The 23,073-nt window shown below is 62.5% G+C and carries 41 protein-coding genes; 28 read left to right on the top strand and 13 right to left on the bottom strand.

Annotated elements, in window-relative coordinates; genetic code table 11:
• Positions 1 to 6 precede the first annotated feature (6 nt).
• The 6 genes from glcF (at position 7) to HMPREF2886_RS03080 (ending at position 3,971) form a co-directional block, all read left to right on the top strand.
• Positions 7 to 1,233 carry a glycolate oxidase subunit GlcF gene (gene glcF, locus HMPREF2886_RS03055; RefSeq protein WP_033978490.1) on the top strand — a complete coding sequence of 409 codons (1,227 nt, stop codon included), beginning with the start codon at positions 7 to 9 and terminating at the stop codon, positions 1,231 to 1,233.
• Between the two features lie 4 nt (positions 1,234 to 1,237).
• The gene (locus HMPREF2886_RS03060; RefSeq protein ID WP_003098332.1) at positions 1,238 to 1,639 is read left to right on the top strand and encodes a heme-binding protein; all 402 of its coding nucleotides are present in this window, start codon (positions 1,238 to 1,240) and stop codon (positions 1,637 to 1,639) included.
• Between the two features lie 133 nt (positions 1,640 to 1,772).
• Positions 1,773 to 1,940 carry a rubredoxin gene (locus HMPREF2886_RS03065; protein WP_003098330.1) on the top strand — a complete coding sequence of 56 codons (168 nt, stop codon included), beginning with the start codon at positions 1,773 to 1,775 and terminating at the stop codon, positions 1,938 to 1,940.
• Positions 1,941 to 2,123: 183 nt separating this feature from the next.
• Positions 2,124 to 2,291 (top strand): rubredoxin, encoded by a 168-nt coding sequence (locus tag HMPREF2886_RS03070; RefSeq protein WP_003098329.1) that lies wholly within the window; start codon positions 2,124 to 2,126, stop codon positions 2,289 to 2,291.
• Between the two features lie 51 nt (positions 2,292 to 2,342).
• Positions 2,343 to 3,497: a rubredoxin-NAD(+) reductase AlkT gene (gene alkT / locus HMPREF2886_RS03075; protein ID WP_070746785.1), complete on the top strand. Its 1,155-nt coding sequence runs from the start codon at positions 2,343 to 2,345 to the stop codon at positions 3,495 to 3,497.
• Between the two features lie 201 nt (positions 3,498 to 3,698).
• Entirely contained in the window at positions 3,699 to 3,971 is a 273-nt protein-coding gene (locus HMPREF2886_RS03080) for an HU family DNA-binding protein (protein WP_003096630.1), read from the top strand.
• A gap of 112 nt (positions 3,972 to 4,083) precedes the next feature.
• Here HMPREF2886_RS03080 and HMPREF2886_RS03085 read toward each other — a convergent pair whose 3' ends face one another.
• The 12 genes from HMPREF2886_RS03085 to HMPREF2886_RS03140 form a co-directional block, all read right to left on the bottom strand.
• A complete protein-coding gene (locus HMPREF2886_RS03085) occupies positions 4,084 to 5,133 on the bottom strand; it encodes a phage integrase (protein ID WP_033983168.1) in 1,050 nt (349 codons plus the stop codon).
• Complete coding sequence (locus HMPREF2886_RS03090) at positions 5,133 to 5,375, bottom strand: DUF4224 domain-containing protein (protein WP_033983170.1); 243 nt, start codon at positions 5,373 to 5,375, stop codon at positions 5,133 to 5,135. The genes HMPREF2886_RS03085 and HMPREF2886_RS03090 overlap by 1 nt, the downstream gene beginning before the upstream one ends.
• Positions 5,359 to 6,135: a hypothetical protein gene (locus HMPREF2886_RS03095; protein WP_033983173.1), complete on the bottom strand. Its 777-nt coding sequence runs from the start codon at positions 6,133 to 6,135 to the stop codon at positions 5,359 to 5,361. The genes HMPREF2886_RS03090 and HMPREF2886_RS03095 overlap by 17 nt, the downstream gene beginning before the upstream one ends.
• A complete protein-coding gene (locus HMPREF2886_RS03100) occupies positions 6,132 to 6,323 on the bottom strand; it encodes a hypothetical protein (protein ID WP_003085682.1) in 192 nt (63 codons plus the stop codon). The genes HMPREF2886_RS03095 and HMPREF2886_RS03100 overlap by 4 nt, the downstream gene beginning before the upstream one ends.
• A 112-nt stretch (positions 6,324 to 6,435) precedes the next feature.
• Positions 6,436 to 7,098: a hypothetical protein gene (locus HMPREF2886_RS03105; RefSeq protein ID WP_033983175.1), complete on the bottom strand. Its 663-nt coding sequence runs from the start codon at positions 7,096 to 7,098 to the stop codon at positions 6,436 to 6,438.
• Positions 7,095 to 7,430 carry a hypothetical protein gene (locus tag HMPREF2886_RS03110; RefSeq protein WP_033983176.1) on the bottom strand — a complete coding sequence of 112 codons (336 nt, stop codon included), beginning with the start codon at positions 7,428 to 7,430 and terminating at the stop codon, positions 7,095 to 7,097. The genes HMPREF2886_RS03105 and HMPREF2886_RS03110 overlap by 4 nt, the downstream gene beginning before the upstream one ends.
• A 2-nt stretch (positions 7,431 to 7,432) precedes the next feature.
• Positions 7,433 to 7,663, bottom strand: coding sequence for an Arc family DNA-binding protein (locus HMPREF2886_RS03115; RefSeq protein ID WP_033983177.1), 231 nt, complete (start codon positions 7,661 to 7,663; stop codon positions 7,433 to 7,435).
• Positions 7,664 to 7,706: 43 nt separating this feature from the next.
• Positions 7,707 to 8,543, bottom strand: coding sequence for an SPFH domain-containing protein (locus HMPREF2886_RS03120; protein ID WP_033983179.1), 837 nt, complete (start codon positions 8,541 to 8,543; stop codon positions 7,707 to 7,709).
• A complete protein-coding gene (locus HMPREF2886_RS03125; RefSeq protein WP_023085535.1) occupies positions 8,540 to 8,794 on the bottom strand; it encodes a hypothetical protein in 255 nt (84 codons plus the stop codon). The genes HMPREF2886_RS03120 and HMPREF2886_RS03125 overlap by 4 nt, the downstream gene beginning before the upstream one ends.
• Before the next feature lie 99 nt (positions 8,795 to 8,893).
• A complete protein-coding gene (locus HMPREF2886_RS03130) occupies positions 8,894 to 9,127 on the bottom strand; it encodes a hypothetical protein (protein WP_023085534.1) in 234 nt (77 codons plus the stop codon).
• A gap of 2 nt (positions 9,128 to 9,129) precedes the next feature.
• Entirely contained in the window at positions 9,130 to 9,510 is a 381-nt protein-coding gene (locus HMPREF2886_RS03135) for a response regulator transcription factor (protein WP_031691378.1), read from the bottom strand.
• A 114-nt stretch (positions 9,511 to 9,624) separates the two neighbouring features.
• Positions 9,625 to 10,395: an XRE family transcriptional regulator gene (locus tag HMPREF2886_RS03140; RefSeq protein WP_078451236.1), complete on the bottom strand. Its 771-nt coding sequence runs from the start codon at positions 10,393 to 10,395 to the stop codon at positions 9,625 to 9,627.
• Positions 10,396 to 10,473: 78 nt separating this feature from the next.
• Between HMPREF2886_RS03140 and HMPREF2886_RS32830 the strand changes: the two genes are divergently transcribed.
• The 18 genes from HMPREF2886_RS32830 to HMPREF2886_RS03220 all read left to right on the top strand — a co-directional run bounded on the left by HMPREF2886_RS32830 (position 10,474) and on the right by HMPREF2886_RS03220 (position 20,066).
• A complete protein-coding gene (locus HMPREF2886_RS32830) occupies positions 10,474 to 10,779 on the top strand; it encodes a helix-turn-helix domain-containing protein (protein ID WP_046094960.1) in 306 nt (101 codons plus the stop codon).
• Between the two features lie 525 nt (positions 10,780 to 11,304).
• The gene (locus HMPREF2886_RS03145; protein WP_031691380.1) at positions 11,305 to 11,616 is read left to right on the top strand and encodes a hypothetical protein; all 312 of its coding nucleotides are present in this window, start codon (positions 11,305 to 11,307) and stop codon (positions 11,614 to 11,616) included.
• Positions 11,613 to 11,900 carry a DUF3077 domain-containing protein gene (locus HMPREF2886_RS03150; RefSeq protein ID WP_003119033.1) on the top strand — a complete coding sequence of 96 codons (288 nt, stop codon included), beginning with the start codon at positions 11,613 to 11,615 and terminating at the stop codon, positions 11,898 to 11,900. Before HMPREF2886_RS03145 ends, HMPREF2886_RS03150 begins: the two co-directional genes overlap by 4 nt.
• A complete protein-coding gene (locus HMPREF2886_RS03155) occupies positions 11,897 to 12,205 on the top strand; it encodes a hypothetical protein (RefSeq protein ID WP_023085532.1) in 309 nt (102 codons plus the stop codon). The genes HMPREF2886_RS03150 and HMPREF2886_RS03155 overlap by 4 nt, the downstream gene beginning before the upstream one ends.
• The gene (locus tag HMPREF2886_RS03160; RefSeq protein ID WP_031691381.1) at positions 12,202 to 12,480 is read left to right on the top strand and encodes a hypothetical protein; all 279 of its coding nucleotides are present in this window, start codon (positions 12,202 to 12,204) and stop codon (positions 12,478 to 12,480) included. Before HMPREF2886_RS03155 ends, HMPREF2886_RS03160 begins: the two co-directional genes overlap by 4 nt.
• Positions 12,473 to 12,706: a hypothetical protein gene (locus tag HMPREF2886_RS03165; protein ID WP_003119035.1), complete on the top strand. Its 234-nt coding sequence runs from the start codon at positions 12,473 to 12,475 to the stop codon at positions 12,704 to 12,706. Before HMPREF2886_RS03160 ends, HMPREF2886_RS03165 begins: the two co-directional genes overlap by 8 nt.
• Positions 12,703 to 13,467, top strand: a complete 765-nt coding sequence (locus HMPREF2886_RS03170) for a Rha family transcriptional regulator (RefSeq protein WP_033983181.1) — start codon at positions 12,703 to 12,705, stop codon at positions 13,465 to 13,467. Before HMPREF2886_RS03165 ends, HMPREF2886_RS03170 begins: the two co-directional genes overlap by 4 nt.
• On the top strand, positions 13,464 to 13,694 hold the full coding sequence (locus HMPREF2886_RS03175; protein ID WP_010791987.1) for a hypothetical protein: 231 nt from the start codon (positions 13,464 to 13,466) through the stop codon (positions 13,692 to 13,694). The genes HMPREF2886_RS03170 and HMPREF2886_RS03175 overlap by 4 nt, the downstream gene beginning before the upstream one ends.
• Entirely contained in the window at positions 13,691 to 14,530 is an 840-nt protein-coding gene (locus HMPREF2886_RS03180) for a helix-turn-helix domain-containing protein (RefSeq protein ID WP_023086959.1), read from the top strand. The genes HMPREF2886_RS03175 and HMPREF2886_RS03180 overlap by 4 nt, the downstream gene beginning before the upstream one ends.
• On the top strand, positions 14,511 to 15,326 hold the full coding sequence (locus HMPREF2886_RS03185) for an ATP-binding protein (RefSeq protein ID WP_033983184.1): 816 nt from the start codon (positions 14,511 to 14,513) through the stop codon (positions 15,324 to 15,326). Before HMPREF2886_RS03180 ends, HMPREF2886_RS03185 begins: the two co-directional genes overlap by 20 nt.
• Positions 15,323 to 16,720, top strand: coding sequence for a replicative DNA helicase (locus HMPREF2886_RS03190; protein WP_033983186.1), 1,398 nt, complete (start codon positions 15,323 to 15,325; stop codon positions 16,718 to 16,720). The genes HMPREF2886_RS03185 and HMPREF2886_RS03190 overlap by 4 nt, the downstream gene beginning before the upstream one ends.
• Positions 16,717 to 16,995 carry a hypothetical protein gene (locus HMPREF2886_RS03195; protein WP_023086962.1) on the top strand — a complete coding sequence of 93 codons (279 nt, stop codon included), beginning with the start codon at positions 16,717 to 16,719 and terminating at the stop codon, positions 16,993 to 16,995. Before HMPREF2886_RS03190 ends, HMPREF2886_RS03195 begins: the two co-directional genes overlap by 4 nt.
• Complete coding sequence (locus HMPREF2886_RS03200) at positions 16,992 to 17,381, top strand: antiterminator Q family protein (RefSeq protein WP_004353175.1); 390 nt, start codon at positions 16,992 to 16,994, stop codon at positions 17,379 to 17,381. The genes HMPREF2886_RS03195 and HMPREF2886_RS03200 overlap by 4 nt, the downstream gene beginning before the upstream one ends.
• Before the next feature lie 529 nt (positions 17,382 to 17,910).
• Complete coding sequence (locus tag HMPREF2886_RS03205; protein ID WP_031691161.1) at positions 17,911 to 18,555, top strand: hypothetical protein; 645 nt, start codon at positions 17,911 to 17,913, stop codon at positions 18,553 to 18,555.
• Positions 18,530 to 18,703 (top strand): hypothetical protein, encoded by a 174-nt coding sequence (locus HMPREF2886_RS34550; protein WP_153575909.1) that lies wholly within the window; start codon positions 18,530 to 18,532, stop codon positions 18,701 to 18,703. The genes HMPREF2886_RS03205 and HMPREF2886_RS34550 overlap by 26 nt, the downstream gene beginning before the upstream one ends.
• 177 nt (positions 18,704 to 18,880) lie before the next feature.
• On the top strand, positions 18,881 to 19,213 hold the full coding sequence (locus HMPREF2886_RS03210; protein ID WP_003123976.1) for a phage holin, lambda family: 333 nt from the start codon (positions 18,881 to 18,883) through the stop codon (positions 19,211 to 19,213).
• Positions 19,210 to 19,827, top strand: coding sequence for a glycoside hydrolase family 19 protein (locus HMPREF2886_RS03215; protein WP_031691159.1), 618 nt, complete (start codon positions 19,210 to 19,212; stop codon positions 19,825 to 19,827). Before HMPREF2886_RS03210 ends, HMPREF2886_RS03215 begins: the two co-directional genes overlap by 4 nt.
• Positions 19,827 to 20,066: a hypothetical protein gene (locus tag HMPREF2886_RS03220; protein WP_023099060.1), complete on the top strand. Its 240-nt coding sequence runs from the start codon at positions 19,827 to 19,829 to the stop codon at positions 20,064 to 20,066. The genes HMPREF2886_RS03215 and HMPREF2886_RS03220 overlap by 1 nt, the downstream gene beginning before the upstream one ends.
• Here HMPREF2886_RS03220 and HMPREF2886_RS34555 read toward each other — a convergent pair.
• Complete coding sequence (locus tag HMPREF2886_RS34555) at positions 20,060 to 20,320, bottom strand: hypothetical protein (protein WP_031691157.1); 261 nt, start codon at positions 20,318 to 20,320, stop codon at positions 20,060 to 20,062. The genes HMPREF2886_RS03220 and HMPREF2886_RS34555 overlap by 7 nt on opposite strands.
• Before the next feature lie 28 nt (positions 20,321 to 20,348).
• On the opposite strand from HMPREF2886_RS34555, the gene lysC reads away from it, so the two are divergent.
• The 4 genes from lysC to HMPREF2886_RS03240 form a co-directional block, all read left to right on the top strand.
• Positions 20,349 to 20,612 (top strand): Rz1-like lysis system protein LysC, encoded by a 264-nt coding sequence (lysC, locus tag HMPREF2886_RS35260; RefSeq protein ID WP_216356158.1) that lies wholly within the window; start codon positions 20,349 to 20,351, stop codon positions 20,610 to 20,612.
• Complete coding sequence (locus tag HMPREF2886_RS03230) at positions 20,609 to 21,346, top strand: hypothetical protein (protein WP_031691155.1); 738 nt, start codon at positions 20,609 to 20,611, stop codon at positions 21,344 to 21,346. Before lysC ends, HMPREF2886_RS03230 begins: the two co-directional genes overlap by 4 nt.
• A gap of 214 nt (positions 21,347 to 21,560) precedes the next feature.
• Positions 21,561 to 22,106 (top strand): terminase small subunit, encoded by a 546-nt coding sequence (locus tag HMPREF2886_RS03235; protein WP_031691153.1) that lies wholly within the window; start codon positions 21,561 to 21,563, stop codon positions 22,104 to 22,106.
• The coding region (locus HMPREF2886_RS03240; RefSeq protein ID WP_139148384.1) for a phage terminase large subunit family protein at positions 22,078 to 23,073 on the top strand (996 nt) is incomplete at its 3' end. The genes HMPREF2886_RS03235 and HMPREF2886_RS03240, both read left to right, overlap by 29 nt.

Genomic DNA, 23,073 nt, shown 5'->3' on the forward strand with positions numbered 1-23,073 from the left:
GGCGCGATGCAAACCAACCTCTGCGATTCCGCCCGGCAACGCGCCGAGGCCGCCGAAGCCGAGCGCATCCTGCGCAGCTGCGTGCACTGCGGTTTCTGCAACGCTACCTGCCCGACCTACCAGGAGCTGGGTGACGAACTCGACGGCCCGCGCGGACGGATCTACCTGATCAAGCAGTTCCTCGAGCGCGACGAGGCCAGCGAGCGCACCCGCCTGCACCTCGATCGCTGCCTGAGCTGCCGCAATTGCGAAACCACCTGCCCGTCCGGAGTCGAATACCACAAGCTGCTGGATATCGGCCGCGACCTCCTCGCCGAACGCCTGCCGCGCGGCTTCCGGCAGCGCCTGCTGCGCGGCGGGCTGCGCCTGCTGGCCCCGCGCCCGGGGTTGTTCGGCGCGCTGGCCGGCGCTGCCGGGCGGCTGAGGCCTCTGCTGCCTGCGGCGATGCAGGGCAAGCTGCCACGTCGGGTCGCGGCGCCGGGCAGGCGGCCGCAGCCCCGGCATGCGCGGCGCGTGCTGCTGCTCGAAGGTTGCGTGCAGCCGGCGCTGTCGCCGAACACCAACGCCGCCGCCGCGCGGGTTCTGGACCGCCTGGGAATCAGTGTGACGCCGGCGGCCGCGGCCGGATGCTGCGGCGCGCTGGATTTCCACCTGGATGCGCAGGAGCGCGGCCGCCAGCGCGCGCGGCGCAATATCGACGCCTGGTGGCCACTGCTGCGCGAGGGTGCCGAGGCCATCGTGCAGACCGCCAGCGGCTGTGGCGCCTTCGTCAAGGACTACGCCTACCTGCTGCGCGACGATCCACGGTACGTGGACAAGGCGCGCGAGGTCGCCGCCGCTGCCCGCGACCTGGTGGAAGTGCTTCGCGACGAGCCGCTGGAGTCCCTCGGCCTGCGCTGCGACCAGCGCCTGGCGTTCCACTGCCCATGCACACTGCAGCACGCGCAACGACTGGGCGGGGCCGTGGAGTCGGTGCTGCGGCGACTGGGCTTCCATCTCACCGAGGTGGCCGACGGTCATCTCTGCTGCGGGTCCGCCGGCACCTACTCGCTGACCCAGCCGGCGCTGTCCCGGCGTCTGCGCGACAACCGCCTGGACGCCCTGGAAAGCGGTGCGCCGGATGTCATCGCCACGGCCAACGTCGGTTGCCAGGCCCATCTCGACGGGGCCGGACGGACCCCGGTACGCCACTGGATCGAGCTGCTCGACCAGGCCTTGCCCGGAGGAGAGTGAAACCATGCACAGCAAGCCGGTACTCGGCCGCGAGGAGGTCGCCCGCGTCCTTGGCGCGGCCCGCGAGGAGGCACAGCGCCAAGGCTGGGCGGTGAGCATCGCGGTGGTCGACGACGGCGGCCACCCGCTGGCACTGGAGCGCCTCGACGGCTGCGCGCCGATCGGTGCCTACATCGCGACGGAAAAGGCCCGCAGCGCCGCCCTCGGGCGCCGGGAAACGAAGCGCTACGAGGACATGATCAACGGCGGACGCAGCGCCTTCCTCTCGGTGCCGCTGCTGCAGGCCACCCTGGAGGGCGGCGTGCCGATCCTGGTGGACGGACAGGTGGTCGGCGCGGTCGGGGTTTCCGGCGTACGCGCCGAAGAGGACGCCCGGGTGGCGCGGATCGGAGCCGAGGGGTTGTGAGGCGACCGGTGGGCACCACCCATCTTTGGTTGGCCCGTTCGGCACCACCTTGCCTTTCGGGCAGGTTGGCGGACAGGGTGGATTTGTTATAGGTTGCCGGCGCTGAACCGTGGTAACCCGCCCGAGGTAAACAATGAAGAAGTGGCAATGCGTGGTGTGTGGACTGATCTATGACGAGGCCAAAGGCTGGCCGGAAGAAGGCATCGAGGCGGGAACGCGCTGGGAAGACGTGCCTGAAGACTGGCTGTGCCCCGACTGCGGCGTCGGCAAGCTGGACTTCGAGATGATCGAAATCGGCTGAGCCCCGCTCGCCGGCGAAGAAGGCGGCCCTGGCCGCCTTTTTTCATGCCTGGCCAGCGGCCGTCCAGGGGTTATCCTTGGGACTTGGGTCCGGTCATTGACTGTCCTGCCGGGAACGCCCGGCAGCCTTGCCGTTGGCCGGCCACCGACGCTGAGCTAGGTTCGACGAACGAGGAGGGTAGCTATGCGCAAGTGGCAATGCGTGGTCTGCGGCTTCATCTACGACGAAGCCCTGGGCCTGCCCGAAGAAGGCATTCCGGCGGGAACCCGTTGGGAAGACATCCCGGCGGACTGGGTCTGCCCGGACTGCGGTGTCGGCAAGATCGATTTCGAGATGATCGAGATCGCCTGAACGAAATCCACAGAAGCGGCGCCCGGCGCCGGCAATCACAGAGGAACGGAAATGAGCGAGCGTGCGCCCCTGGTAATCATCGGAACCGGCCTGGCGGGCTACAACCTGGCCCGCGAGTGGCGCAAGCTGGACAGCGAGACGCCGCTGCTGATGATCACCGCCGACGACGGCCGTTCCTATTCCAAGCCGATGCTCTCCACCGGCTTCTCGAAGAACAAGGACGCCGACGGCCTGGCCATGGCCGAACCGGGCGCCATGGCCGAGCAACTGAACGCACGCATCCTGACCCATACCCGGGTCACCGGTATCGATCCGGGCCACCAGCGGATCTGGATCGGCGAGGAAGAGGTGCGTTATCGCGACCTGGTCCTGGCCTGGGGCGCGGAGCCGATCCGGGTGCCGGTCGAGGGCGATGCCCAGGACGCGCTCTACCCGATCAACGACCTGGAAGACTACGCGCGCTTCCGCCAGGCGGCTGCCGGCAAGCGCCGGGTACTGCTGCTCGGTGCGGGGCTGATCGGTTGCGAATTCGCCAACGACCTCTCCAGCGGCGGCTACCAGCTCGACGTGGTGGCGCCTTGCGAGCAGGTCATGCCGGGCCTGCTCCACCCGGCCGCGGCAAAGGCCGTGCAGGCAGGCCTGGAAGGCCTCGGCGTGCGCTTCCACCTGGGGCCGGTGCTGGCCAGCCTGAAGAAGGCCGGCGAGGGGTTGGAAGCGCATCTTTCGGATGGCGAGGTGATTCCCTGCGACCTGGTGGTCTCCGCCGTCGGCCTGCGTCCGCGCACCGAACTGGCCTTCGCCGCCGGGCTGGCGGTCAACCGCGGGATCGTTGTCGACCGCTCGCTGCGCACCTCCCACGCCAACATCTACGCGCTGGGCGACTGCGCCGAAGTGGACGGCCTCAACCTGCTCTATGTGATGCCGCTGATGGCCTGCGCACGCGCGCTGGCGCAGACCCTCGCCGGCAACCCCAGCCAGGTGGCCTACGGTTCCATGCCGGTGACGGTGAAGACCCCGGCTTGCCCGCTGGTGGTGTCGCCGCCGCCGCGCGGAATGGATGGCCAATGGCTAGTGGAAGGCTCTGGAACGGACCTCAAGGTCCTGTGCCGGGATACCGCTGGTCGAGTGATCGGTTATGCCCTGACCGGAGCGGCGGTGAACGAAAAATTGGCCCTGAACAAAGAGTTACCCGGCCTCATGGCTTGAATGCCATTGGTTCCGGCCGTTATGCCGTCGAGACTTGCGGCAAAATTGTCGGACGATACTGGCGCAGTCCTCGGGAGCATGCCATCCTCCATCGCGTCTACCGCAGTCTAGAGCCTATGGTTCCGGTGGACTGCGGTGCCTTTGAGCGCTGCTGGGAAGACAGCACGGACACAAAAACAACAAACCGTCAAAGAGGCAACTATGCGTAAACCAGAACTAGCCGCCGCTATCGCCGAAAAGGCCGATCTCACCAAGGAACAGGCCAATCGCGTTCTCAACGCCCTGTTGGATGAAATCACCGGCGCGCTGAACCGCAAGGACAGCGTGACCCTGGTCGGTTTCGGCACCTTCCTGCAACGCCATCGCGGAGCCCGCACGGGGAAGAACCCGCAGACCGGCCAGCCGGTGAAGATCAAGGCCAGCAACACCGTCGCCTTCAAGCCGGGCAAGGCCCTGCGCGACGCGGTCAACTGACCGCCGAGAGCCCGGAGTCAGAGCGGCTCCGGGCTAGAATAAAAAGTATTTTATTTTCATGTGCTTGCGGATAATTATTTCCGCAACTTTCGAATCGTTTCCGCAATTTGCATCACTTCGTAGGATCTACAGCCTTCCCAATGCGGCGATAAATCCGGCGTGTCATTCCCTGCGTAGTGTGGCCAAGAAGGTCGGATGCCTGCTCCAGGCTTTCGATATCGGATGCCGCTTTTGGCCTGATATCGCGGAACTGAAAGTTCATTATCGATTTCGCTAGTTCAGCATCGCCTGCCTTTGCGGCCTTCTCCGCTGCCGCCTTCCTTGCTGGCTCGAAGCGAAGGCGTAGCATTTTTTCTGAGATGGGCTTGCCCTCCGGGGTAGCTGCCAAGGTTGGCGCTGATCGGTCTAGCTGATCTAGTAGCTCCCCCAGGGCTGTTTGTGATCCGTCAGTTCGGCGCAATCTGATACGAAGCTTCATGGCGGTCTTGCCCTGTCCAACGAACAGGTACTCTCCATCCACATCTGCCCAGCGCATCTTGCGTACATCCGCCGGGCGCTGGCCGGTCAGATAGGCGAGATCCATGGTGAGCCGCAGATCGCTTGTCGCCTCCTCGTACACTGCATTCCATATCTCGTCGGTGATGTACACATCCCTTGGAGCCTCCTTGTTGCGCTTCACCCCTCGACACGGGTTCTCCCTGTCCGTGAGTCCCCATTCCCTCGCCATGTTGAAAGCGTGGGAGAGAAGGGCGATCTCTCGATTTGCCCGTACGGGTGCCGACCTAGCGTCCCGGTACTGGGCGATTACATTCGGGGTCAGGGCCTCAAGCGGGGCGGACTCGAAAGACTTCATCAACTGGCGTATGGCTTTCTGGTTCTGCTCCTGAGTGGACTTGGCCTTCCCTGGAACCACGTCCCGCTCATACCGACGCAGCAGATCGCCGACTGTCCTGGTGGCCACCGGCACGGCCTTTCTCTCCAGCTTCGCCCACTTCTCCCGAGCCTCATCCAAGTCCGTGCCCAGCGGGATCTCCTTGCGCCTCCCCTCAGCATCCCGCCCGTCGTAGTAGTAGCCAACCCAGACCTTTCCTGACTTCATCGTCCGGGTACGCTTGATCATGCGAGGCGGCAGGCCCCGGTTCTTGTTGCTCCGCGGTCTCATTATCTAACCCTGGACAGGTCCAGGCTCCACTTCTCGGTTGCTTCCATCGTCGGCTTCACGCCGGCCAGCTTTAGGCGGGCATATACGCGCCCAACTATCGGGCGGTTCGCCGCGGTCACGGCGTACTTCCAGCCGTACCTATTCAGCCACTCGATCTGCTGGCTCGGGTACTTGCGCCCAGTCAGCTCGGTGACTTCCTCTTCAGACAGGAACTCGGATACAGGGCTAGTCGAGCTTCCCATTCCCTATCTCCTCTTCGTGGCGCACTACGACCAGGCGCCGCGGTGCTTCGTGCCGCCCGCGGGCAACCAACTCACCGTCAACCACCTCCTCCTTTCGCTCCACCGTGCGGATCGATCCGTCCTGGCTGTGGACGGTGAGTGCCGGTCGCCGAATCTGCACCGTTCCGTCTGGCGCCATCTCCTGCCGCGGGGCGCCGTAGAAAGGGCCGCCCGGGGCGAACGGGTCAGGGATGACCGACGGATTTTCAAGCAGGAACTTCTGGAACAGGTTCTGGACCGCGGCGGTAAGTGGCCCAGTGTCCCCTCGGTTGGAGCGGCCACTCTTGTGGTTCGCGCTGTCCTCGAACTCCCCGCCAATCCATAGCAGGCCGCCAACGATTCCGGCGTCGCCCGCGCAGACCTCGGCAGCCTCGGCACGGTGGGCATGATTCACCCCCAGGAGATCGCACAGGTCGTCGAACGACAGGGCCTGCTCGATCATGGCTGAGCTTCCGATAAGCCAAGCCCCGCTCTCCTCCATGGCCTGTCTCGCTGCTCTGGTACGCTTCCGATATGCCGCTCGCTCGCGCTCCAGCGCCTGCTCGGTGAACGGCATGCCCTTGAGGAGCCGACGACACACCCGGCGATACTCGGCGAAACTGGCGTTGCGATCGGCATGCACCGCGCGGACGAACATCCGGAGGGCCGCCAAACGGACGCGCAGGTTACGGCGACTGTTGGCGTAGATATCGATCAGTCGGTGCAACGTTGCGCCCTTCATGACCGGCTCTCCTTGTTCGTGTCGCAGATCCGCAGGTCGACGCCGCAGGCCTGGACCAGCTCGGTCAACTCGCCGAGCTTGGTGTTGGGGTTCTGCATCGCCTGGCCCAGGCGGACCAACTGCTGGCCGAGGGTGGCGAGCGGGGTGGGGCGATACCCTGGTGGTGGCGGAATATCGGAGCCTCTCATCACTGACATACCTCCCAGATGAACAGATTCTTGAACGGCTGGAGCGCTGCACCGGCGGCAACAGTGGCCAGGCCAAGCAGCGCGATGAGTGCGATAGCGGTCAGTGCTTTTCTCATGCCCCGCTCCCTGCCGCCTGCTGGCGCCTCAGCGCGTTGATCACCGCCTCTACGGCCTCGATCTCAACCACTCCCACGTAGCCATCCGTCATCCCGACTTGCTCGATCCAGTGCTCCAGGATCAGCAGGCTTTCCTCAAGCTCGCGGAGGGCCGAATCCTCCTTGGCCTGTCCGTCGATCAGCGCAATGATGTGGTCAGGCATGGTCAAGGCCTCGTAACGCACCATCAGGTTCGAGGCCTCCTCCCCGCTGAGCTGCGGGTTCTTGAGCGCGATAGCAATTCGGCGAAGTTCGGTGTGATCGCCGACCAATCCCGGCGCGGGGTGGGGTCGCTCGCCGGCATTACCCGGTCCAGAAACAGGTTCGCGGCCAGGGTTGCCCGGCTCCGAACCGGCTCCAGCGCCACTCAACGCCGCCAGCGCGATCTGTCGCATGTTCGCCGCCGGGAGGTCGTCCTGCTCGGGGCAGGGGAACTCGGCGATGGTGCGGAGCGCCAGGAGGGCTCGCTCGAGCGGAATCTCTCCTGCACCCTCGGTGCCGGCCAGGTGTTTCGCTACCGTTTCCCGGATGACGCGCAGCGCGTTCATGGCTTGGAGCGAGCTACCGTCCTGGCCAAGCTTGGCGGTCAGATCGATCTGTTTAAACAGGGCATGGGTCATAGGTCACCCCCTTTCTCGGCGCTGCGCACCGCCTGGTAGGCGAGGGCGTAGCAAGCCATTTGCACCAGCAGGCTCGAAGCCGCGAGTGCAGGGTGATCTGTGACGGCCAGGGCCGCCACGTGCAGAGCGCCGGTAGGGATGGAGAGCCAAGGACGGGCGAGCAGGTTTGTGGCTCCCTGCCCCTTGATGCCGCCGGCGAATATCAGCAGCCAGCAGAGAACATTCGTGGCCGCCGCCACATAGAAGGCGAACTGGTGAAGCGACCCCTGACCGAAATACAGGCACGCGCTGAGCAGCAGGCTGATCGCGGTGCCGATGAGTGCTTGCTTCATGGTCAGTGCCCTCCGGTGGCAGCGGTCAGAGCATCGAGGAGCGCTTGCTTCCGGCGCTGACCGTGCAGGTACTCGCGCAAGGCGATGATGACCACGCTGTTCATGCTGCGTTCATCGCGCCTGGCCTCGGCTTCCACCTCGGCCCTCAGGCCGTCCGGCAGTCGGACAACGAACTTGTCCATGTTCCGGCTGGTGCTGGCCGGCAGTTCGGTTACAACGGTTGCTCGTTTCATGGAATCTCCAGTGGCGCCATCGCTGGCGCCGGGGCGAGGGTGGCTACTTGCTGATGCCGATGAAGGGAAGCGGGGATCCGCTGGCCATGTAGGTGGGCAGCTTTCCGTCCCACTTCTCGACGGCGTTGAGGGTCACGACGTCTGGGTTCGAGCGCAGCGCCTGGGCGCGGATCTCGATCGCCTTCGCATCGGCGGTGGCCAGGGTCAGCTTCGCGTCCGCCTCGCCTTGGGCTCGGGCGCGCTCCTTGTCGGCTTCGGCCTTGGCTTGGGCGACCTCGTTACGGCGCTGCTCGGCCATCTGAGTGGCCTGTATCTTCGCGTTGAGGCTCTGCGTGACCTGCGGCGGGAGGACCAGGTCGGATGCGTAGTAGATGCGCTCGATGTTGATGCCGATGGGCGCCACCTGGTCGCGCACGCGCTTCTCAACGGCCAGCAGCAGGTCCGCCTTGCCGGCGCCATAGACGCTCTCGACTGGAAGCTTCGAGGCAACATCGTTGAAGGCATCGCGCACCATGTTCCGCAGGAACTTGTTCGTGATTTCCTCGATACCCGCCCGGTACTTCTGGAGCAGCGTCGTCACCTTGTCGGGAGATACCGAGTAGGTGATGCCGACGGCGCCGCCGACCTTCATGCCCTCAACGGTCTGGAAGCTGATCGCTTCCTCGCCGCCCCAGGTCTCGGTCTGCGTGAAGGTGGGGAACAGGTAGAGCTCCTCGTTCACGCCTACCCAGTAGCGCCCAGTTCCGACCTCACGCGTCTCCACACCCTTCTCGGAGCCGTAGAGATTAACGATCACGCCGACGTTGCCGGCAGGCACCTTCGAACAGCCTGCCAGGACGGCGAGCAGGCACAGCATTGCAGCAGCGGGAATCCGCTTCATTGGTCTTTCTCCTTGCTGGTGGTGGCCGCTTGTTCGCGGCGGGTGTTGGCGAGGTGGATGCCGAGGCAGACCGAGGCGATCAACCAGACGCCGGGGATGGCGAATCCCGCGAAAACCAGAACGTCGTCGCGACTGCTGACCAGGGCCGGCCCAATACCGCCCACCAGGGCGACTGACAGTCCGGCATAGGCCAGCAGCGCGATACAGATCAGGAAGAGCTTCCCGGGCTTGATGAAAGGTTTCTTGTCCATGCTTTCCTCCAGGCAAGCCGATGGCCTGCCGCGGTTGTTGGCTTTCGCGAAAATCGGTTGATTACTGCGGGGCTGCTTCGACGCGTTCGGTCTGCCGCGTCAGATCAGTCCTCTCTGTTGCAGGTCGTTCAGTTCTGCTTCAGCAAATGCGGCCGCTGCCTTCAGGTCTGCCACGGTAAGCTCGTCGACCGACTTTCCCAGGCCCTGGATGTGCCGGGCGAAAGCGCGCTGTGCCGGCCCGTTGTAGCCATGGCAGAAGTCGGCTGCGGCGCGCAGTTCACCGTCGAGCTGTAGCGCCAGGATGTTGAGAGGATCGTTTCTGTCCCAGGCCATGATCACGCCACCCAGGCCACGCCATCGCGGCGAGCAGTCAGGCGAGTTTCGATCTTCCTTTCGCCGCCACGGCGGCTGCGCATCATGTGGTCATCGTTGAGCAGTGGCTGACCGGCGACGAGGAAGGCAAGGGCGATCACGGCGGGCGAGATAAGCCCGCGGCGGATTGCTTCCGCTACCAAAGGTGTGCGCCTGTAAACTCCGAGCTTGTGCATTACGCTCTCGAGCCTGCCTTTGATGGACCTTGGCGAAAGCCCATCCCGGCGCGCGATCTCCTTGTCGGTCATGCCGGATGCCAAGCTCAAAAGACAGGCGAGTTCTCGCTCTGCAAGCAGCGCTCCGGTCGACCCTTTCCATGCTCCAATTTGGATGACACTATCCATTTACGAGTACCATTGGTTCCGCTTTTTTGTAGATTGGACCGTTGGTTCCCTTGTGTCAAGTACCAAAAGTACTATCTCGATGCGAGAAAAAGGGCGCAGATAGCGCCCTTTGTGTCAATTGTAAAATGTGGCAGACCAGAACACTCTTCCTAAAATGGACAGCTCGGCCTGCACCATCTGCTCCAGTGTGTACTCTTCGTCGGGGTGCTCGTCCCTGTTGAAACTCCGTAAGCGAATACCGCCGCCAGGGAGGCGATAGAGTTGCTTTACACGGAGTTGCCCGTAGTGAGATAGCGCATAGATTTTTCCATCAACTACTTGCTGGTCACCAGTATTTATTGCAACGGTGCTTCCGTCCGGTAGCAGCGGTTCCATCGAGTTTCCGCTCACGCTAACACACACCGCCTTGTCGAACTGGACGCCATAACGGCGAAGGGTGTGTTTCCCGAACCGGAGCTTCGCCTTGGTGCTGACTTCTAAGGCCAGTCTTCCAGACCCTGCAGACAATTCAACTTCCTTCAGGAAAGGCACCTCTACCTCGTCGTCATCAACGGGCGTCGAGTCGTCCCAAATCGAGAAGGGAACGATCTCGCCTTCTGGCTCGGGTGTAAGCGGAGCCTGCTGGTTGTACGGCGCTATGCGGACCATGGACCCTGTTCCCCAGGCCAGCCAACCTATCTCAACACCAAGGAGCCTAGCGAGAGACTCCATCTTCTCCGCGTTCGGGCGCGCCTCGCCATTCAGCCACTTCCCCACGGCTTTAGGCGTGATACCCAGCGCACGAGCAAGCCGCGCCGCCGTGCCATAGGCAGGGTAGCCAGCGTCCGCGGCAGCTTGCTTCAGGCGCTTCGCAAAAGCTTCTCGATTTTCTTCGGGCGATACCATCAGTCCATTCTCTCGTGGCTTGACGGAACTTTCAGTTCCTGTTTATCTTGTACTATCGGTACTTTCTAGGCGTTGAAAATGAACCTGATCAAAGAAGCCGTCCTCCTTGCGGGCGGAACCAGTAAAGCCGCCAAGGCTTGCGGTGTCAGCCCTCGTGCAGTCAACAAGTGGGTCAGGAATGGTCGGTTGCCTAGGACCGAGCATTCTGGTGAGACAAACCATGCGCAGCGTCTTTCTGAGGCGTCGGGCGGAAGTTTTTCCGCTGCCGAGCTGCTGAGGTTATTGAAGGCTTCTGTTCATGGCGAAGAGGTTACCCGCCTCGGAACTGACGGTTCAGCGCTAAACGTACCTGTTCAGGCATCCAGTGTCGAGGTGGCTCCGTGAGCATTTGGCCTGCGGTGTTCGGCCGAGGGGTATCTCGATGCCTGCCAAGCGGATCAGTTTCGCATGCTAAACCGCCACGGTCCGAATCATTAAACCCGGTTAAAAGCCCAGGAGCTCTCTGCTGGTGGAAGCTCTGCACAGAAATCCGGGGTGAGGCGCCCGAAAAAGGGGCACTGGCTACCCACTATTCCTATGAGCGTTCCGCGCGGAGTCTGGTCAGGGTGACCATCAGCAGGGCCTCTTCAAGGCCTTCGTTTACATGGGCGCTTGGGATATTTCTAAACGGGTGCAGGCTGTCTGCGTCGTTCAACGAAATTCGGGAGCTTGCACTTTGAAAAAGTCTGATACGCGCGTTCGCGCTCCTTCCACAAAGCCGCCCTGACCTGGGCTGCGCTTTTCAGAATGTGTGGAGGATAGGGATTCCCTGTCTCCAGACAGCAAAAAGCCCCGCTTTCGCGAGGCCCTTAGTCGGTAGTCGTTGCAGCGACTGCCTAGGTACTTCTTTGTCTCAAGGGAGACATAAACATGCAACTCAAAAATATCAAAACGTCAAGCCAGGCGCAACAGCCAGTGACCACTGAGGAGGTCGGCTTTCTCCTGACTCCCAACGGGCTCTGTGCGCTCCAGGTCTGCGAGGGGGTTCCCATCGTAGAGGTGATGCAGCGATACGAGGAGTCGCTCAACGCTCTCTGCGTTTTGCTCAGGCGCATGGCCAGGGACGTCGATCACCCTATGAACGACTCCGAGGCGGAAGCTATCGCGCTGCTCACCGAGGTGGTGGCGGCGATGCACAGTAGCTGCGTGCGGGGCTTGGATGCAGCGGGAGGTGCGGCATGAACGCGCTTCTGAGAGCTCGCCCTATCGACCCGGAGAACAGCTTCTTCAAGGTCAACCCAGGACTTTCCAAGCGGGAAGCATTGGACGAGGCCAGCGTCATTCTGGCCGGGCTCAGCGACATCCTCATCTCCCTCGTCGAGGGTAGCCCCATGGATGGCAATGGCTACCACGCGCTGGCGTACCTGAGTGATGCGGCAAAGGCTCTGGTGGATGCCGCCATCCCTCTGCCCGCGGAGGAGGCGGAAATCGCCGCTGCGCTCAATGCAAAGGAGCGCCGCCAATGAACCTCTCGACGCTGCTCAGCAGTCTGTGCTCCCGGGTCCCGGGTGAAGACCTGACCGATAAACAGATTCTCTCCATCAAGTCAGACCTGGGGTCGGCTCGGCAAGCGGCTCAGAACATGGCGCTTGGTGTCGCCGCGGTCGGGAATCTGCTGGCGAACGTTGGCGCTGAAGGCGAAGTCGGCCAGGAAACCTCAGAGCGTCTCGGCTGGTTTCTGGAGGAGATCGGGGGGGCCATCTTCATGTTGGTTGAGCTCGAGCAGGTCTGCACGGATCGCATCAACCGGCAGAAGGAGGCTCAGCAATGAGGGCCACTCTGGGTATCAGCTTCCGGGCGACTGCGCCCGTTGATCTTTCGAAGGGAGGTCAGAAAGCGAATGTCCTGTGCGTGATGGATGACATCGATGCCGACCTCGCATTGGACAGCGCAGTCGACCTGCTTGACGCGATTCAAGGCGGGCTCCTCGACATCCTCGACGAGCCGAGTGTTAGTCGTCGCGTAGTCCTACTTCTTCATGCGGCCGAGACAGCCACTGCCCTGGTCCGTGCTGCCCTGGAGGGTGGGGAGGTGGCCAATGACTAGGCGCATTGGAGCGAAAGCACTCGGTGACCAGCTCTACAGCTATATCGGCGCCATCCAGGACTTGGCTACCGCAGTCCGCGAAGACTTGGCTTTCGAAGGTTGCGAGCCGGGCCCACGCCTGACCGGCGACCAGGTGGATGCGATCCATCTGTCGATTATCACTATCGCCAGGTTGGCTGGCGAAGACTTGATCCAACTGCTGACCGAGCTGGAGGTGCCGGCATGACTGATCTGGCCCCCTTCGGCGGCCAGGCCGCCACCATGACCAGCCGCGAGATCGCGGATCTTGTTGGGTCGCGTCACGACAACGTACGCGTGACCATTGAGCGACTGGCCGAGCGCGGGGTGATTGCTTTACCTGCAATGCAGGAAAAGCCCACCGCTGGCCGCCCCACTCAGGAGTACGTCTTCACCGGCGACCAGGGCAAGCGCGACAGCATCATCGTCGTCGCCCAGCTCTGCCCGGAGTTCACCGCGCGGCTGGTGGATCGCTGGCAGGAACTGGAACAGCAGGCTTCCCGGCCACTGACCGCCGCCGAGCAACTACTGGCCAGCGTGCAACTCACCGTCGATCTGGAGCGGCGGCAGCGGCTGACCGAGCAGCAGGTGGCAGCGCTGACCGAAACCGTCGGCGACATGGACCGATCGCACCCGCTGCTCGACTCGATCCCCAACGGCATGGAGAGCATCACCGCTATCCGGCAGCGGATAGGGAAGCAGTACGGCCTTCCGCCCAGGGTGATCGACGCGGTGGTGCGCGACATGCCGCACAGCCCGCGCCCCTTCGCCATGGTGCGCAGCAAGCACGAGGAACTGAACGCGCGCCCCTACGCGGTCTGGGCAAAGGCCGAGATCAGCAGGCTGTTCGAGCGCTTCGTGCGCGGCTGCACCTTCGTGACCCAACACCGAGCCACGCACCCGGATTTCGGCGCCGGCCGGGAGCGCTTCCAGATGCGCGGCCCCCCTTCGCAGGAGATCGGCGAATGACCACACAACCGAAACCGGGCCGGATCACCACCAGCCCCAGCGGCCGCCCGGTGATCGCCGGGCCCTGGCCGTCCTACCGTCAATTCCGCGACCTGCCCGAGCGTGAGCGTTGGGTGCTCTACGGCCACGCCAAGGCATGCCGCGGTGCTCTTGAAGATCAAGGGTTCCTCATGGCCGAGGGATACCACGACTTCGTGAAGCGCGTTACCGAGGAGTTAGACATATGAGCGTTCAGGCCATGACCTGGGCACTGGAGCAGCAGGTCGTTACCGATGCCGCCATGAGGCATGTGCTGTTGTGCTTGGCGAACTATGCCAACGAGGCGGGAAAGGGGGCGTTCCCTTCTATCGCCACGCTGAGCAGTGATACAGGGCTATCCGAGCGGACTGTCCAGTACAAGCTCCGGTCCCTCGAGGAGGCTGGTGTTATTCGCCGTGGAAACCAGGCAATCGCTGCCGCCTACATCTCGCACCGGGATCGCCTGCCGATGGTGTACGACCTCTCGATGGAACGGGGTGCAACGGTTGCACCGGGTGCAAATGACGACGTAACGGGGTGCAAACCACGACGTAACGGGGTGCAACTGACGACACAACGGGGTGCAACGGTTGCACCCGATCCGTCACTTAACCACCAAAGAACCACCAAAGAACCTAAAGAGCATGTCCAAACCGGCGAAACCGGTTCGGACGACGTGGGTGATCGGAAGGGAAAAACCGAGTCTGGGAAACGGCCGGCCAAGCCCAATCCTCTGGATGGTTTCGAGGAGTTTTACCAGGCCTACCCAAAGCACAAGGATCGAGCGAAGGCGGAGAAGGCTTGGCGGAAGATCGACCCTGCTCTGCACCCTGTGATCATGGCGGCGCTTCCGAAGCACTGCCGACAGCGTGATTGGCTGAAGGACAACGGCCAGTTCGTTCCGCTGCCGGCCAGTTGGCTCAACGGGCGACGATGGGAAGACGAGATAGCCCCTGATGCTGGCCCGGCATCGAGCTTCACCAACCTCCCCAAACACACCCCCGACATGTACCAGGACCGCGACGATGGCAGAGCAAATTTTTAACTTCTGGCGTAAACCCAACCGCAAGAGCGAAGAAAGCCCTTCTCTTCGCTGCCCGGTTCACGGTGACTACCACTCGATCCAGGTGGAGCAGTTTGATGGTAGCTACTTGACCTGGTCTTGCTCTCGGTGTGTTTGGGATGGGGTGAATCGCGAGCCGGGGAGCGAGGAGTTTTCGGTGGCCCTGGCGGAGAAAACCCAACGCAAGATCAACGAGTTGCTGGTTGGTTCTGGCATCCCCGCTCGCTACCGGGCCAGCACTTTCGAGACTTACCGCACCGACGGCAAGGCGGAGAAGGCGGCGGTGCTGGAAGCATGCCGGGAGTATGCCGAGCGATTCGTGGAGAACTTCCAGGACGGCCGCTGCCTCTTGCTCCTGGGCAACCTTGGGACGGGCAAGACCCATCTCGCGTGCTCAATCGTCCAGTACGTCGTACGGAACCTTCAGGCCCAAGCAGTGATCACCTCGGCGTCGGAGATAATCCGTGTGGCTAAGGGGGCGATGAACCGGGCGGCGAAGTACACCGAACGGGACACTCTCGAAGAGCTGGCGGGCTTCGACCTGTTGGTGATCGACGAGCTCGGCGCGCAGAGCGGTACCGAGTACGAATTGGGTCTGCTCCATGAGGTGATTGACCGCCGGTATCGGGAGATGCGGCCTACGGTGGTGGTTTCGAACATGAGCGCGCAGGAGGTCGCCAAGTACATCGGTGATCGTGCGGTGGATCGTCTCCGCGAGAACGGCGGCAAGGCTGTTGGCTTCACCTGGGGCTCCGCTCGCCGGGAGGTTCTGGAGTGAGCCGAGAGCTGTACAGCGAAGAGGCTGAGTTCGGCGTGCTCGGCGCTATCTTGCAGTCCGCGCTCCAGCAGAATCAGGCGCTGGTTGACGAGGCCTTGTCCAGCGTGACCGCCGCCGATTTCTACTTCGAGGATAACGCCGCGCTGTTCCAGGCGATCAAGGATTGCTACGAGGAAGGGATTCCCGTCGATCCGGTGACCGTGGGAGTGGTCCGCGATGTGCTGCCCAGCGGCGCGAAGCTCATTCCCTATGCCGGGAACATTGCCCGCAATGTGCCTTCGGTGGCGAACTGGAGGACGTACGTCCGGCACGTCCGGGAGCGGTCCATCCTACGCTGCTTGATCGACACGGCCGAGTCGGTGAAGGCTTCCGCCACGGATGACCGGCCGTTGCCTGAGATCATCGCCAGAGCGCAGCAGGCGATGGCGGACCTGCGCGACCTCGATGACGAGGCGCCGAAGTACAAGCGGCTCGACGAGGTGTTGCTCAAGGCTGTCGACGTTATCGATGACAAGTTCAACGGCCGCGCGCCTCAGTGGCCCGGCACTGGCCTAGCCGATCTCGACAAGCTAGTTCGCGGCATCCGCCCTCGGAAGCTCACCGTTATCGCCGGCCTTCCCGGCAGTGGCAAGACCACACTTGCCCTGCAGATCGCCCAGTACAACGCCTGCGAGGCAGGGGAGCCCTGGCTGGTGTTCTCCCTGGAAATGCCTGAGGAGGAGTTGGGCGTGCGCTCCATCGCCTCGCTGGGGGGAGTGGACCTGAAGCGCTTGGACGATCCGCAGCAACTGGGTGACGACGACTGGCCGCGCATCACATCTGCGGTGGCCAAGGCCAAGGGGGCGCCCTTGTTCATCTGCGACGATCCCAACGTGACCGCCAGCCAGATCCGCAGCACCGCGCGGCGTGTCAAGCGTGAGCACGGCTTGGCCGGCATCGTCGTCGACTACCTGGGCCTGATTCCACCGGAGGCGAAAGGGCGCACGCGCAGCGAGGAGGTGGGTAAGACCAACAAGGCGCTGTTGCGCCTGGCCAAGGAACTCGGTGTGCCGGTCATTGAACTGGCGCAGCTCAACCGCGACTCGACCAAGCGCCCCGGCAAGCGCCCGCAGTCGAGCGACCTGCGCGACTCGGGGGAGATCGAGGCCGACGCCAGTTGCATCCTGATGGTCCACCGGGACATGGACAGCGAGGCCGGCCAGAACGGAATCACGGAGATCCTGATGACCAAGTGCCGACACGCGCCACCGGGCATGTGTCTGCTCCAGCAGCAGGGAATGTATGGACGATTCGTCAACTTCGCGGGCTCGCGTGAAATGAGCCAAGAGGAGGTTGAAATGGGGCGTACCTACTTCGCCAACAAGCACGGCAAGAAAAAAGGGAAGGCGGCATGAGCAACGTACAACCGATGGCACCCCGCAAGGTCATGACCAGGCTGGAGCGGGAGTTTCTCAAGGTGGCCGGCCAGGAGCTGGCGCAGGTCAAGGTGGGTGGTGCTGCGGCACTGTCCGCCCTCTTGCAGATGGTCGCCAACTGGCACGGCGACCGCGGCACGCTGGGCTTCCACGATTACGGTCGGCTCTGGCTGCAGGACGGCAACGCAAAGGGCGCGGCGGTGGAAACGCTGCTGCGCGATCTGTTTGGCCTGAACGGTCCGGGGGCGGCATGAGCAGAACTCGAACCTACGTGGACAAGCTGCTGGGCGATACCGAGTATCTCCTCGAACAGTGGGGGTGGTGGCGCATGGATGGGATGGGGGTTCCCGGGTATGTGTCGCCGGCCGCCGCTATCATGAGCCAAGCCATGCCAATGTCGAGCCCCAAGGCCTACCACGTCACTGACGATATGGCCTTGGCCGTCGACCGGGTCATTGCTCGACTCATTGACAGGGCGCCGCAGGCTGGTGATTTCGTGTGGCTCTACTACGGCGCGAAGTGGCCGGCCCTGCGCATCGCGCGTGAACACCAGATCGGCGAGGCGAAGGTCAGGGAGACTCTGAAGTTGGCGGTGGGCTGGGTCGATAGCGCCCTGGAGCGGTTCCGCGAGAGCGCTTGAGGAATAGCTTTACACGCGGAATAAGGGGTGTTTTCATCCCAGCGTGAATTGCTGTGAACGCAGCGTGACGCACTCGAAACCCGGCCCCTGGCGCCGGGTTTTTTATTGCGTAGATTGGCTTGGCGCGGCATCATCACGCCCCCGTCTGACTCGATGTTTTCCGTCCTTGGCTTTCAGCGAGATGGACGGGAAGCCCGGTTGCCCCCGCTCCGGGCTTTTTCATTCGAAGGTCAGAAACTCGGTAGACGGCAGTCTCACCTGCCACATCAAAGTGACGGGTTACCGACCCACAAGGCCTTCACCCTCTCATATGGCCACCAGGTCCGGGGCGAGCCCCAGAGCCGCCGCAGTGGAGACCGTTTGTAGTGGCGATTGCTCACTTTTGTTCGTTTTCTTGCGCTACTCATCGCCCACTTCCTATTAATTCTGGTAGTGAATTGTGGCGAAATGATATTGCCTGAAGGCTAGGCTCTGCTTATCATCGCGCCCCCTAATGCACGGTTTTCTAGGGACGGGTATGGATGGTGGAATGAGTACGGCAGTCGAACTGGTGGGGATGAGCAAGGCTAGACGCGCTCTTGAACTCACGGCCGTAGTGAATGTCGAAACGGTGCGTCCTTTGGTGGAGGCTCTAGGCGAGGCTGAAGCACACGAGCTGATCGAGATCCATATCCGCCACAACGCCGGTGGTGAGGTAGACACTCTCTTTGCATTGATCCATGCTATCGTTCACACGAAGGCTCAGGTTGAGATCACGATCGGTCGATATCTGATGAGCGCAGCTGCTACTTTGTGGCTGTGGTTCTGGCTGTGGCCGGTTCCGCATGTACGGTCTCTGATGCCGCTTAAGCCGGCTGTGTTGATGTACCACCGTCCTCGGCAGCAGTGTGCTAGCAACGGTGATTACTACTGCTTTGCCGAGAGCATGAAGGATACAGACCCCGTCAAGCAGTCGCTGATGGGTAAGATTAAAGTGTTTGACAACCTTTTCGATGCACTTTTGCGTCGTCTGGGTTGGAGCAGTTTGAGTAGCGCGGAGTTGCTGCTCGAGGATGTGCCGTATCAGCATCAACTGCAACACATGAAAGAGGCGTACTACGGGAATAAAGATGTCGTTCTTCCCGTCTATCCCGACCAAGGAGCAACAGATGAAGACGTTCGCACTGAGCAATAAGGCATTCAATAGCGTTGGCGAAGTCAAGCCAAGCCTTGAAACCTCGCTGGAGCAGTTGCGTCGGTTCAAGGAGGCTGACACCAATCTGCAACAGGTTTGTGTTCAGCGCGGGATTGAGACACCGAAGCTTGTAGCCCAAGCTAAGTAATTCTCCATCGGAAAACCCGGCAATATGCCGGGTTTTTTTGTTTCTACCCTTCTGCAGGTGGTGCATTGCGCTGCGGGGAGCGCGGCCCCCCCTTGTAAGGCCGTACCTGCACCCATCCCTGGCCCAGCCCTCGCGCTGGGCTTTTTCATTTCCGCCCCGGCGAGGGGAACCGAGACGATGAAGATGCCTGACAAACCCGACACTTGGGCGGCTGTGCTCGCCTGGCTGAGCCAGCATGCGCCGATCATCTACGCCTCCCTGCTGTCGTGGGCCATGGCCATGGCCAGGATCATCTACGGCGGCGGCACGCGCCGGCAGGCGCTTCTGGAGGGCGCGCTGTGTGGTGGGCTGGCGCTGACGATCATCAGCGGCTTCGAGTTCTTTGGCGTGCCGCAGAGCATGGCCACCTTCATTGGTGGCTGGATCGGCTTCCTGGGCGTCGAGAAGATCCGTGACCTGGCCGACCGTTACGCTGGGATCAAGCTGCCGCGTCGAGGGTCTGGCGAATGAAGATCACTGCCGATCAACTCGACCGCGCTACTGGCTGCGGTGCCGCTACTGCCTCGGCTTGGGTCGAGCACATCAACGGCGCCATGGCCCGGTTCGAGATCAACACGGCTGAGCGGGTGGCGATGTTCCTGGCTCAGGTCGGACACGAAAGCCAGAGCCTCAAGCGTCTGATCGAGAACCTGAACTACTCCGCCGAATTGTTGCTCCGTACTTGGCCGAAGCGGTTCACGCCGGCAGAGGCGAAGCAGTACGCACGCCAGCCTGAGCGCATCGCGAACCGCGTCTACGCAAACCGGATGGGCAACGGGTCGCCGGATACGGGCGATGGGTATCGATACCGGGGACGCGGCCTGATCATGATTACGGGCCACGACAACTACGCGGAAGCTGCACGCGCCCTGGCGCTGCCGCTGGTAGCGCAGCCTGAACTGCTGGAGCAACGGACCTGGGCAGCAATTGCCGCGGGTTGGTTCTGGCAGTCGCGGGGTTTAAACGACCTGGCTGACCAAGGCCGATTCGAGAAGATTACTCTCCGCATAAACGGATCGTTCACCGGGGCTGAGGATCGCAACGCCCGGCTCGAATGGGCGCGTGCTGCGCTCAAGGGGGAATGATGCTCGGGTTCACGACGAAAGCCGAAGCTCGACAGATCGGCGTCTCGCACCATGGGAGCTATTACGGCATTCCGATGTGGCTGGGGGATGTCGATAGCTATTGCCCGCTGGCGTTCGCCAAGTGGGCGCCGCTTGAACTTGTCGTCTCCCTGTTCTCGGTCATCGAGGGCATCGTCAACTCGATGCTCGATCAAGAGCCGACGTTCAAGTTCAAGGTTGGTCGGAGGATCGATCAGTGACCTGGCGGCCATGGTTGGTGGTCGCCCTGGTAACCGCGCTGGTGTTTTGGCGCATGGATCACCTGGCACAGGATCGCGAAGCTGAGCAACGCCGCGCCGAAGCTGCTGAGACCGAGCGTGACCGTAAACAGCAGATGATCGACCTGCAGGCCGGCGTTCTCGCTGAACAGCAACGCCAACTCGGCCGCGTCGCCGAGATCGAACGGCAAACCCGCCAGCTTGGCCAGGCCTTGGAGATACAGGGTACGCGCCACGCTGCGGCGTTACGGGAGTTGAAAGAGAATGACCAGGCTGTTCGCGACTGGCTGCGTGCTGGCATCCCTGCTGGCCTTGGCCGGATGTACGCCCGCCCCGAAACCACTGATCCCAGCGCCTACCGCGCAGCAGACCAAGTGCCCGCTGACGCCGTGTCGGCTCCCCGGCCGTCCGCCGCTAGCGAACGGTGAAGATGCAACCGCGGCGATCGATGCTGTTGAGGCTGCGTTGACAGCGTGCGCGGTCCAAGTCCTGGACTGCATCGAGCGTCAGCGAGTGGATGAGCGATGAGAGGCAGTATCTCCGCCCGAGATCTCGATGATGCGGTGGCGTCTCTACGGGTCCTCTGTGGCGACCTGCCGAACAAAGTGTTGGCCGACGCCTTGAACCACACCGCGAACCAGGCGAATCAGGCCCTAGTCGGGGAGATCGACCAGGTCTTCGACCGGCCGACACCGTTCACCCGTAACGCCATCCGCATCCTGCATGCCACCTCACGCCGGCTTGAGGCGGCCTTGTGGGTGAAGGACGAAAAGGACCATGCCTCGAAGGGGCAGTCGCCGGAGGACTGGGTAGCTCCCCAGGTCTTCGGAGGGCCGAGGGTGGACAAGGCGTCGGAGCGGAACCTCCGGGCCCGGGGCATCCTGCCGGCGGGCATGTTCGTGGTTCCAGCGGAGGGCGCCCGGCTGGACCAGTACGGCAACATGAGCCGCGGCCAGATGATCCAGATCCTTTCCGGCCTGGGCGCCCTGGAATACCGAGCGGGGTTCAAAGGAAACGCCACCCAGTCGGCGCGTTCCTTGGCGAGGGGACACCAACTCGCGTACTTCGTGATGCACCGTGGCCGCCGACCGATTGGCGTCGCCGAGCGCCGTGGACGGATGTTGACCATGGTCCTCGCCTTCGTCCGCCAGCCTCAGTACCGCGTGCGCTTCCAATTTCACGAAGTCGTTCGGCGTGTTGCCGAGGACGACGCGCGCCTAGAGGCGAACATCGAGCGGGCCCTGGCGAAAGCGTTGCGCTGAACCGTTGGCGGGTGGCTTGGCCGGGCGGAGCGGGGTTAGTTCAACCCGGGCCGGCGGTGGCCACTTGCAGGTGGGGTGTCGCGAAAAGCGGGGCAGTGACGTGCTACTCGTAAAGCACCGGGGGCCCCTGAAGCGTGGCCCTTGGAGAGGGTAATTCGAACCCCGCTTTTCCACTATGTATGGCCCAAATTCTGAGGTTGGTTGTTGTGTTGTTATGAGCAAACCAGATATCACTCGGCAGCCTCACTGGCTCAACAAAAGCCGGATGGCGACGAGCCTCGGTATAAGCACGCAAGCCTTTGATAAATGGGGCGTCGAGCCGGTTGCAAGGATTGGCCGAGAGGCCTTCTATGACGTCCGCTCGGTACTGGAAAACCGCCTCGACTTCGCGGAGCGGAAACACCAACCAGACGGTGATGTTCCGGAAGGCATCGACCCGCTGGCAGAACATAAGCTGACGCAGGAGCGTCTGCGCCTCACTTCGGCCCAGGCCGACGCCCAGGAGAAGAAGAACCTGGTCGCCGACAAGCATCTGGTGCCTACCGAATTTGCGGTCTTCGCCCTGGGCAAGATCGCTGCCCAGATTGGTTCAATTCTCGACACGGTGCCCTTGAAGTTGCGCCGCAAGCACCCGGACCTCGACGTGCGGCACGTCGAGGCGCTGCAGCGAGAGATCGCTCTGGCGCGCAACCGCGCTTCTGAGTTGGGCGATCTACTCCCGGGTATGCTGCATGAATATGTCGAGTCCTTGGCTGAATGACCTGCAGAAGCAAGTTCGCCTCGGCCTTGAGTCCCTATTCCGCGAACCACCGCTGACTGCGGTGGAGTGGGCGGACAAGCATTTCTATTTGTCGTCCGAGTCCTCTTACCAGGAAGGAAAGTGGGAAACCGCAGCGTTCCAGGTTGGAATCCTGAACGCGATGGGCAACGACCTGATCCGCGTGGTGAACCTGATCAAGTCTGCACGGGTCGGCTACACCAAGATGCTGATGGCGAACATCGGCTACAAGCTCCAGCACAAAAAGCGCAACGTGCTGAGCTACTGCCCGACGGACCCTGACGCCGAAGAGCTGATGAAGCGGCACGTTGAGTCGTTCATCCGCGATGTTCCGGTCTTACTCGCCCTCGCGCCGTGGTATGGGAAGAAGCACCGGGACAACACCCTCGCCGCGAAGAAGTTCAGCCACCAGAAGATGCTCTGGTGCCTGGGCGGTAAGGCCGCGCGAAACTACCGCGAGAAGTCGCCCGACGAGGTCATCTACGACGAGCTGTCGAAATTCGACGCCGACATTGAGGGCGAGGGCTCGCCAACCTTTCTCGGCGACAAGCGCCTGGAGGGGGCCACCTTCAAGAAGTCGATCCGCGGTTCCACACCGGGGACGGTGGGCGAGTGCCAGATCACAAAGGCTGCTGAAGAGTCGCCGCATTTCATGCGCTTTCACATCCGCTGCCCGCATTGCCACGGAGAACAGTTCCTGAAGTGGGGCGGCAAGGACTGCTCGTTCGGCATCAAATACGAGACCAACGCGCTGGGTGAGGCGGAGAAGGCCTGGTACACCTGCGAGCACAACGGCTGCGTGATCGAGTATCACGAAGCGGTAGAGGCCGCGAACGATGGCCGCTGGATTTGTGAGCGGACCGGCCTCTGGACGTATGATTCCATGGACTGGTTCAAGGCTGACGGCGAGCCAGCCCGTACGCCTCGCTCTGTCACTTTCCACATCTGG

The sequence above is a fragment of the Pseudomonas sp. HMSC066A08 genome, assembly GCF_001813025.1.
In the GTDB taxonomy this organism is placed as follows: Bacteria; Pseudomonadota; Gammaproteobacteria; order Pseudomonadales; family Pseudomonadaceae; genus Pseudomonas; species Pseudomonas aeruginosa.